This window comes from Thermobacillus xylanilyticus (assembly GCF_907165215.1).
GTDB classification, from domain to species: Bacteria; Bacillota; Bacilli; order Paenibacillales; family Paenibacillaceae; genus Thermobacillus; species Thermobacillus xylanilyticus.
This window is the reverse complement of record NZ_CAJRAY010000098.1, coordinates 1-8,283: the sequence shown is the minus strand read 5'-3', so window position 1 is coordinate 8,283 and position 8,283 is coordinate 1. Positions and strand designations below refer to the sequence as shown.

The following is an 8,283-nucleotide window of genomic DNA, read 5'->3' as shown; positions in this document are numbered from 1 at the left end:
CGAGGCAGATCCACTATATTCAGTGTTTGATATTACGGGCTTTCGAAATTTAGGTTTAACGGAGCGTGATTTTTACTTTTATGAAGAAGCTTGTTTTCATGGCAATCATCGCACTATTGACCCTGTCGGCTTGCTCGGGCGGCAGCAAGGATGAGCACATTTCGCTGACTGATGCAAACGCACAAACGGATGCAGCATCCAATCAGGACAACAGCAAGCAGGAAGACAGCAATTCGTCGGGGATCGAGGTTGACAAAGGCTCGCGAAATGTCGAAATCACCCTCCCCGCTTCGTTCTTCGGCGACCAGGACGCCGAACAGGTGATCGAAGACGCGAAATCCAAAGGCGTCAGCGAAGCCACAGTCAACGACGACGGTTCCGTCACCTACAAGATGTCGAAAGCCACGCATGAAAAAATGATGAAAGAGATGAAAGATCAAGCCGTTCAATCCATCGAGGAACTCAAGAACGGCGAAGATTTCACGTCCATCAAAGACATCACGTACAACGACCAATTGTCCGAATTCACCATGATCGTGGACCGGGTAGCTTACGAGAACAGCTTCGACGGCTTCGCCGCCCTGGGGCTCGGCCTTCAGGGCATGTTCTACCAGGCTTTCGACGGCGTCCCGTCCGACAAATTGAAAGTCACGATCAACATCCAGGACGAAAGCACGGGCGAGATCTTCAATACCGTCGTGTATCCGGATCAGATGAAATCGGAGTAAAATGCAGCATCCCCGCCGGCATAGCCGGGCGGGGATTGTTACATTAATTGTGATCGACTTTATCCGACAACATATCGGATAGAATTAATCATTAGTTAGCACTACCAAAAAGAGGATAACTTTTAATGTTGTCGAATATTGAACGTGGTAGGACTTAATGAGGAGGGACATTATGGCTAGCATTTTAATTTCTCCACTTAACCTTAAATTAGACAAGCAAAATCCAAGATTTGTTGCTATCGATGACAATACTGAACCATCAATTCGTAAATATATGGCCATGTATGAAGATGTTTGTCAGCTTGCAGAGAATATAAATAATAGCTCTGGTCTTTTGCTAGGTGAACGAATTGTTGTAATAAAGGAAAATGAAGATTATATCGTTATGGAAGGAAACCGACGTACAGTTGCCCTTCAGTTTCTGTTGGACAGGAATTTAATTCCTGACGGGTTCCAACACAAAATTCCAATTCCCTCTCATGAAACTTTAGCCAATATTACAACTATTGAAGTAGATGTTGCATCAGATCGAAACTATGCTATTGCGTTGATGTCAAAGCGACATATTCAAGGCGTAAAAAATTGGAAGCCCCTGGCCAAAAAACAATTCTTTGCATCTATGTATAGCCAAGGAAACTCAATTGAACACTTAAGCGAACGAACGGGCGTTAGAATATCTAGCATCCGAAAAGATATTAGGGACTATAAATTTTTCTTAAAAGCTTTTAAGGACTATAAGGAAAGACATCCTGAATTTGATAAAGATATTGTGAACATTAAAATCGACCCCTTCTTAAGGATATTTTCAGCTAATCAACTTATTGGAACTGTGGAACATAGACCTATTGATATTCTTAAAATTCGTTATGACTCTCGAGAAAACACAATAAGCGATCTACCGAGTTTAGCATTTGATCGGATTGTTGAGGCTATCTTTAAAGCTACTGTAGTAGATAGAAGTGTTACTACAAGAAATACCTTATTTGACGTACCAGGAGTAAAAGATATTCTGGACTCTCTTTCTCTCCCTGAACCAAATGCTCCTATAAATGGAGATGTCGGGCTGAGCAGCGAAAATACATCACGTGAATCAGTGTCTAACGGCAATTCTACACCCGCTGGTCCTGCACCTAATGGACCTGCACCAAGCAGTCCTGCATCTAACAGACCTAAGCTTAGCGGTCACGCTGATGGTACTCCTTCACCGGGCGGCCCTCTGCCTGGTGGTCCTGCACCTGGAAGCTTTTTTGAAAATATTTCTTGGAATAAACTCTCTCCAAATAACAATGAACATGTGGGCTTAATTACAGCATTAAATGAACTCCACAAGATGTCCATCAGCACAGTTAGAAATAACGGTAGAATAGAAAAAGTTTATCAGGTTTATTCTGTAGCAGCAGGGGCTGTATTGCGAACCGCTTATGAACAATCATTAAAACTGCAATTGAAAAAGACAAATTTATGGCAGAAATTTTTAGCTCAAAATCCAAATAGAATACCTATGTTGCGAGATATTGAAAAATTTGTTGGCAGCCATATAGACATAGTTTTACCAAAGCAAGAAATGAGAACAGCATTTTATCATGTAATAGGTTCAAAATCTCGAGACTTCCTTAATGCTAATATCCATAACCCCGAGTTGATTCGAGCGACTTCGGCTTCTTTAGAAGGATTAGCAAATGGTGGTCTTCGCTCATTAATTCAGCTTATAATTAATGACATCTAAATTTTTCGGGAACGGAGTACAAAAATGCCAGCAACAATTAACCCACTAAGATATCCAGGAGCAAAGCGCCAGTTGATTCCTTATATAGAAAAATTGTTGTCTGTAAATAATTTAACAGGCAGTACTTTTTATGAGCCATACGCCGGAAGTGCAGTAGTTGGCTTGGAACTTTTGCAAAAAGGAATAATAAATAAACTTATTTTAGTTGAGAAAGATATATTAATATACTCATTTTGGAGATGTGTATTTGAACACACTACTGAGTTATGCAAAAGGATAGAAGAAACCGCAATAGATATTGAGACTTGGAAAGCATTAAAGCCATTAAGAGATGTTAAACATTGCGATGATGCCAATCTACTGGATCTTGGATTTGCAGGCCTTTTTTTTAATAGAACAAATTTCTCTGGAATACTTAATGCAAACCCAATTGGTGGAATAAATCAAACTTCATCTTACAAAATTAACTGTAGATTCAATAAGGCATTAATCATTAGTCTAATAGAAAAACTGTCCTTGCTTAACGAAAAAATTGAGTTGTATTGGGATGATGCAATTAATTTTATGAATAATACCAAAAAGAATTTTCTAAAGGAAACTAGCTTTGTCTATTTCGATCCACCTTATTTCGTTAAGGGCGAAAGACTGTACCGGCACTATTATTCTAAAAGCGATCATAAAGCATTAGCTAACTTTGTTCGAGAAAATAAGCACTTTGATTGGTTAATAAGCTATGATGATGATCCATATATTTGCGGTCTTTATAGTGGTTTTGGAGCTAAGTATCGTCCTTTTTATTTAGACTATACAGTTTCCAGTAAGCAACGTTCTAAAGGAAAGGAACTATTAATATCAAACTTGCCTCTACCACCCATTACTATTAACCGGTCCAATATAGTTGAAAACGCATGATCGGGTTCGTTTACAACATATTATTGATAACATTGAAGCACAAAAAGCCTACCTCATGCGTCGGGTTTTATGGTGGAAATTGCCTTCACCAACCCTCAGCCAATCTGCCTTTACAAATAAGATCTACATTGTCATTGCGGCAATCACCAATCAGCGGCGATCCCTGCCCCAGTCGCCTACAGTTGCAGTGTCGTGAACAAACCACTTATGAGCTAGGCAGGAACGCTAATCGGGTTCATATTAACCGCCGCCTTCAGCCAGTAAAGCATCTTCAACGTAGCGACGATCACATTGCTGGCAAAGAGCGGCCGGACCATAAAACCCTAGCCAATAATTCGGAGATGTAAAAGTGACCCGAGGGAGGGGAAAAGATCACCAATATTCCGTTCGCTTATCCGAATACCCAAAATTTAATAAAAAAAAGAGGTTATTATAAAGAAAAACCTAATGGAAAATATTTCAGGAGTACAAAAATGAACCAACGGTTTGATGAATTGGATTCATTGCAGGGGCTTGCGGCGCTCGCGGTATTCTTTGGCCATATGTATTTGGTCTTCAATGAAACTTTGATTTCAAAATTGCTGTTCGAGTACGGCCCCCTGCGCATTGCCGTAGCCGGGAGTGAAGCGGTCACATTTTTTTTCGTATTGAGCGGATTCGTGCTTTCGCTTCCCTACTACTCGAACCGTCAACTGAACTACCGCAGCTTTGTCATAAGACGCGTATGCAGAATTTACATCCCTTATCTCATCGCGATCCTTGTTGCCTTAAGTTTGAGGGAAGCATTTTATACAGGTAAAATTAACGGACTTTCCGACTGGTTTAACGTCAATTGGTCAAACCCTTTTGATCGCAGCGCTATCCGGGATCATCTCTTGTTGATCGGCACCTTCAACAGCAACCTCAATAATGTGGTTTGGTCATTGGTGCACGAGATGCGCATTTCGCTTGGATTTCCTTTCGTTATGTTCCTTCTGGTTCGAATGAAATGTATATACGGCATTGGACTTGGCATCGCCCTATCAGGCGGGAGCGTTCTGTACGCATAATTTGTCCGGAGCAAAATTTGGGGTAACGGAATGGTATGCATCCATACACTACACGGCGTTGTTCATCGTAGGCGCGCTGCTGGCCAGACATCGAGAGCACCTCAAAAGCATGCTGCAACATATGGGACCGAAAACCAAACGTATCCTGTTTCTGATCGGACTGCTCCTCTACATCTACGCTCATCCTTCATTCCTCCTAAATATGGGCATCGAAGGGTTGAACTTACCGAACGGTGATCGATACCTGGTTTACGTCGCTGGGAGCCGCGATTTTAATTGAACCGGGTGGATCGGGGAGTGTGAATTGTACTTTGTCTGCACAGGGCGATTTGGGGTGAAGCATGGGAAAACGTGATTTAGGAATTTATAAATGAGAAGGGTCCTGATCTTATAATCAGAGACCCTTTTTTCTGAGGCCATCCCTATCCTTTGCGAACCAAGTGGGTTTCTGCCTCCTGAAAATGCTATAGCCGTAACGAAAAAATCTTCATGGTGGAGGCAACCCGTAGCTTAGCAAATTACTATTCACCAGCACGCGACGGCATGATATCAAAAAATTCAAAATAAATCAGGTCACTAGAATGCAGAATTTAGCTTTCCCCCAGCATTACTACAGGATCAATGGAAAGTCATTACAGACTTTCAGCTCGCCATTTTCTTCTCTAGGAGTTGCATTCCCGACAATTTTAGGAACACATCGAACAAACACTAAATGGTCGAAGGCATTAGCTAATTTGCTGCGACTTTTAGCATACAGTTTACGATATACTTTCTTACGATGAGTATTGTCGATATCTGGAACATTACAATGAGGACTCACAATATATCCTTTCAACAATTCCATATTTGTTACAGCTTGTTTTAGTACAGAATGGTTTTCAAAATATTCAACGGTCCCATAAATTTGATCACAAGCTTTTTTAACATCTTCCCCTTTTAATTCAATAAAGTTAGAGACTTTTTGATGTTTATCATAAATCAAAAAATCACACATAGATTGATTGGGCGTCTCTGGTATAACACCTTTATCAACCTTAACTAATTCGACTGGATTTTTCGTTCTGATAAACAAAAACGACTTTTCTTCCCTTAATGTCTCTCTTTGGTTCGCTGAGAGACACTTGACATAGCTCGGATAATTACTCGCTAAACTCATTGTCTGCCTCCAATTCAAATATCCTGGAATATTGCATTCTTATCGAGGCAGATACTTGATCTATATTCTCTGCGGCAATCTCATGTAGCTCTTCATCAACAATAGATCTAATGAACTGACTATTTAAGCCACCTAGTATAAAGGCGCCAAAAGAACTAGGATGTATCCAGTATTCTTTAGGAACAATGGAACTTACCTCTTCGTATCGTTCCCCCACTTTGCCTGCATAAAGCAAATTGTTTACACATGTTAGTATGTAAGGGCTATGCGTTGTAATCATGATTTCACTATTACTTAAGTTTGCAAATAAAGCAATAAAATCAATTAGCTCTTTTTGTGCATTCGGAAATAAATGTGCTTCCGGTTCCTCAATTACTACAAAAGTCCGTTTGTCACCTTGCATCCATACAAATAATAAGTTTAGTATCCAAAGAACCTCTTGCTGTCCTGATGAAGCATAATTTATTGGAAGCAGAACACGATTCTTTGCAAATCCATCCTGAAACCCATTTTGAAACCTAATGTACTCTTTATCTCGCTTTATATAGTAATTCCCTTTTAATATAGACGTCATCTTTTGAAAAATATTGTGTTTTCTCAAAAGGTCTCGTTTGTCCGAATTGTTTATTATATTTATGAGACCTTGTTCAAATGTATTTCTTTCCCTCTGTATCAGTTTCAGAAAATCCCTCGTAATGTAATCCAAACTTTTTAATTCTATATTCAGTAATTGATTTGAAAGTAGCGTTAGTAATCCTCTTCCAGCCGGGATATAATAATGCTCGCTAATATCATTAAATAATTTGTTTATTTCTTTCTCCATTAACATATAAACCCTTTTTATTTCCAAATCAAAAAACAGTTCATTACTTATTACATCTTTTATATTTAATGCGTCTTGATAATGCTGTTTAGCAATCTCCTCAAGCTTTTGGATATTTTGAATGATAACAGAACTAAATTGGAAATTTAAATATTTATGTTCGTCATTTGTTGAGGTTATTTCGAGACTTGCATCTGGACCATATTCATATTTTAAATAAAAATCCCCTTTAAATTTTGACATTCCAAAAAGATCTACAAAACGTGATTTAAGCTCAGTATTTAGAGAGCTAGGAAATCTTCGTTCCGTGAGAGAACCTGTCGATAAAATTCCATGTAAATAAGACTTAATTACATCTCTTACAGACTTAAAAAAGTAAATACATTTACAAATTGTACTCTTCCCTGTTGATTGCTCACCTATTAGAATCATAAATGGCTTTATATCCAATTCACAGCTTGGTATAGGCCCAAACTGACGTATTGTGATTTTTTGCATGAGATCATACACTCCTCGTACAAATTATCTTAATTACAGTATTACACAAACAATCATATTAATAATCAATAGCTTTCACCGATGCCTCTTTTAACTTGAAATATTTTATCGTTGCATTAAATCATTTACACCCAACCTCCAACTTTCGTTTACCTTGATTGTCAAGTGTTCCAGTCAGAGCAAGTGTTTTATTCAAATTCTGTTGATTTTGGGGGTTATTGTTTGCCGTTGGCCTCCACGTGTTAAATTGATCCCGAAGCGTTCTCCAATTGTCTTCGATCCAGTGCATCTCCTCAATAAATCGCCCAAGCAGCCCGCGCAGTTCGCTTTCAGCACGAATCTCGGTTCTCAGCCACCAAATCGATTCAATCAAATAAAGCAGGATCATCGCCCGGACAAGCGTGCCTGGCGGCAATTCCAGATGCTCCCGGTACCCTTCGGCGAACGATTTCACCGTGTCCGTCCGCAATTTGCCGTCTGACAAAGATCCGGACAGTATTGCACGCGCTATATCAATTTCGGGGTAGGCCACCGCCATTCGGTCAAAGTCGACAATGCCGGCCAGTCCCTGCTCGTTCACCAAAATGTTGTCGACCCACAAGTCCCAATGCAGCCAGCCGACAGGACATGCATCGAAAACCTGAAAATCGAGCGATTCAACGAGTTGCAGCGAACGTCTTTGCCATTCCAGGACAATCTCATCCCCCGCTACCATCGCTTGATTCCAATTTTTTCGCCATTCCCTCAAGTAGCCTTCCTTGTCCGGTTGCCATGCCGGCTTGTCCAACGGCCGTGCAGACTGCAGCCATTTGTGCATTTTCCCGGTGTGCTGCCCCAATTCAAACATTTCGGCTTCATTCAAGCATCCTGCAGGCTTTGGATCTCCTTCCACCCATTCCAGTACAGCATAGTGCAATCCTGTCGATGTTTCCTGTATAAAACGATCATGATGTGGATAGACACCGGGCATCTGACGCCTGACAAGTTCAGCCCGTTCTGCAGTTCAAGTGTCCTCTCAATGGCTGTTCTTCTCTCCGGATGCAAATGCAATTTATACCGATCCGGGTGATAGAACTTTACAAAAATGGGCGCCTGGTCGGTTTCCATCTTCCACTTGACGTTCAGCCATCCCTTATGGATCGGTGTGGCTTGATTCACAGCGATGCCGAATTGTTTCTTGACATGATCCGCAATTTCCGCCGCCCATGATTCTTTCTCATCCGTGATCATCGGCAATGATCCTTTCATTACAGGTTGATAACGATGCCTTGCAATTCTTAACTTTCTATACCCACGACGTGTATCCCTTTATGATAACCTTCGACTTCTTTGCATCGAGTAGGAGGGGGCGGCTAGCCCCCGACCTCTCACACCACCGTACATGCGGGTCC

The 8,283-nt window shown here is 40.7% G+C and carries 8 protein-coding genes; 4 read left to right on the top strand and 4 right to left on the bottom strand.

Features of this window, described 5'->3' with window-relative positions; translation table 11 throughout:
* Positions 1-98: 98 nt before the first annotated feature.
* From KJQ12_RS18520 to KJQ12_RS18505, 4 genes are all read left to right on the top strand, one after another.
* Complete coding sequence (locus KJQ12_RS18520; protein ID WP_244860688.1) at positions 99-728, top strand: hypothetical protein; 630 nt, start codon at positions 99-101, stop codon at positions 726-728.
* Positions 729-900: 172 nt separating this feature from the next.
* Entirely contained in the window at positions 901-2,454 is a 1,554-nt protein-coding gene (locus tag KJQ12_RS18515) for a hypothetical protein (protein WP_213486833.1), read from the top strand.
* Positions 2,455-2,478: 24 nt separating this feature from the next.
* Positions 2,479-3,366 carry a DNA adenine methylase gene (locus KJQ12_RS18510; protein WP_213486830.1) on the top strand — a complete coding sequence of 296 codons (888 nt, stop codon included), beginning with the start codon at positions 2,479-2,481 and terminating at the stop codon, positions 3,364-3,366.
* Between the two features lie 473 nt (positions 3,367-3,839).
* Positions 3,840-4,415 carry an acyltransferase family protein gene (locus KJQ12_RS18505; RefSeq protein WP_213486828.1) on the top strand — a complete coding sequence of 192 codons (576 nt, stop codon included), beginning with the start codon at positions 3,840-3,842 and terminating at the stop codon, positions 4,413-4,415.
* A 610-nt stretch (positions 4,416-5,025) separates the two neighbouring features.
* Here the strand turns inward: KJQ12_RS18505 and KJQ12_RS18500 are convergent.
* From KJQ12_RS18500 to KJQ12_RS18485, 4 genes are all read right to left on the bottom strand, one after another.
* Positions 5,026-5,487, bottom strand: coding sequence for a hypothetical protein (locus KJQ12_RS18500; protein ID WP_213486823.1), 462 nt, complete (start codon positions 5,485-5,487; stop codon positions 5,026-5,028).
* 67 nt (positions 5,488-5,554) lie between these two features.
* On the bottom strand, positions 5,555-6,892 hold the full coding sequence (locus tag KJQ12_RS18495) for an AAA family ATPase (RefSeq protein WP_213486822.1): 1,338 nt from the start codon (positions 6,890-6,892) through the stop codon (positions 5,555-5,557).
* Between the two features lie 121 nt (positions 6,893-7,013).
* Positions 7,014-7,862, bottom strand: a complete 849-nt coding sequence (locus KJQ12_RS18490) for a phosphotransferase enzyme family protein (RefSeq protein WP_244860687.1) — start codon at positions 7,860-7,862, stop codon at positions 7,014-7,016.
* Positions 7,751-8,122, bottom strand: coding sequence for a hypothetical protein (locus tag KJQ12_RS18485; protein WP_213486816.1), 372 nt, complete (start codon positions 8,120-8,122; stop codon positions 7,751-7,753). Before KJQ12_RS18485 ends, KJQ12_RS18490 begins: the two co-directional genes overlap by 112 nt.
* Positions 8,123-8,283: the final 161 nt, after the last annotated feature.

Coding starts and splice junctions, on each gene's coding strand:
- KJQ12_RS18520 (WP_244860688.1), top strand. CDS start 99: ATGGCAATCATCGCACTATTGACCCTGTCGGCTTGCTCGGGCGGCAGC.
- KJQ12_RS18515 (WP_213486833.1), top strand. CDS start 901: ATGGCTAGCATTTTAATTTCTCCACTTAACCTTAAATTAGACAAGCAA.
- KJQ12_RS18510 (WP_213486830.1), top strand. CDS start 2,479: ATGCCAGCAACAATTAACCCACTAAGATATCCAGGAGCAAAGCGCCAG.
- KJQ12_RS18505 (WP_213486828.1), top strand. CDS start 3,840: ATGAACCAACGGTTTGATGAATTGGATTCATTGCAGGGGCTTGCGGCG.
- KJQ12_RS18495 (WP_213486822.1), bottom strand. CDS start 6,892: ATGCAAAAAATCACAATACGTCAGTTTGGGCCTATACCAAGCTGTGAA.
- KJQ12_RS18490 (WP_244860687.1), bottom strand. CDS start 7,862: ATGCCCGGTGTCTATCCACATCATGATCGTTTTATACAGGAAACATCG.
- KJQ12_RS18485 (WP_213486816.1), bottom strand. CDS start 8,122: ATGATCACGGATGAGAAAGAATCATGGGCGGCGGAAATTGCGGATCAT.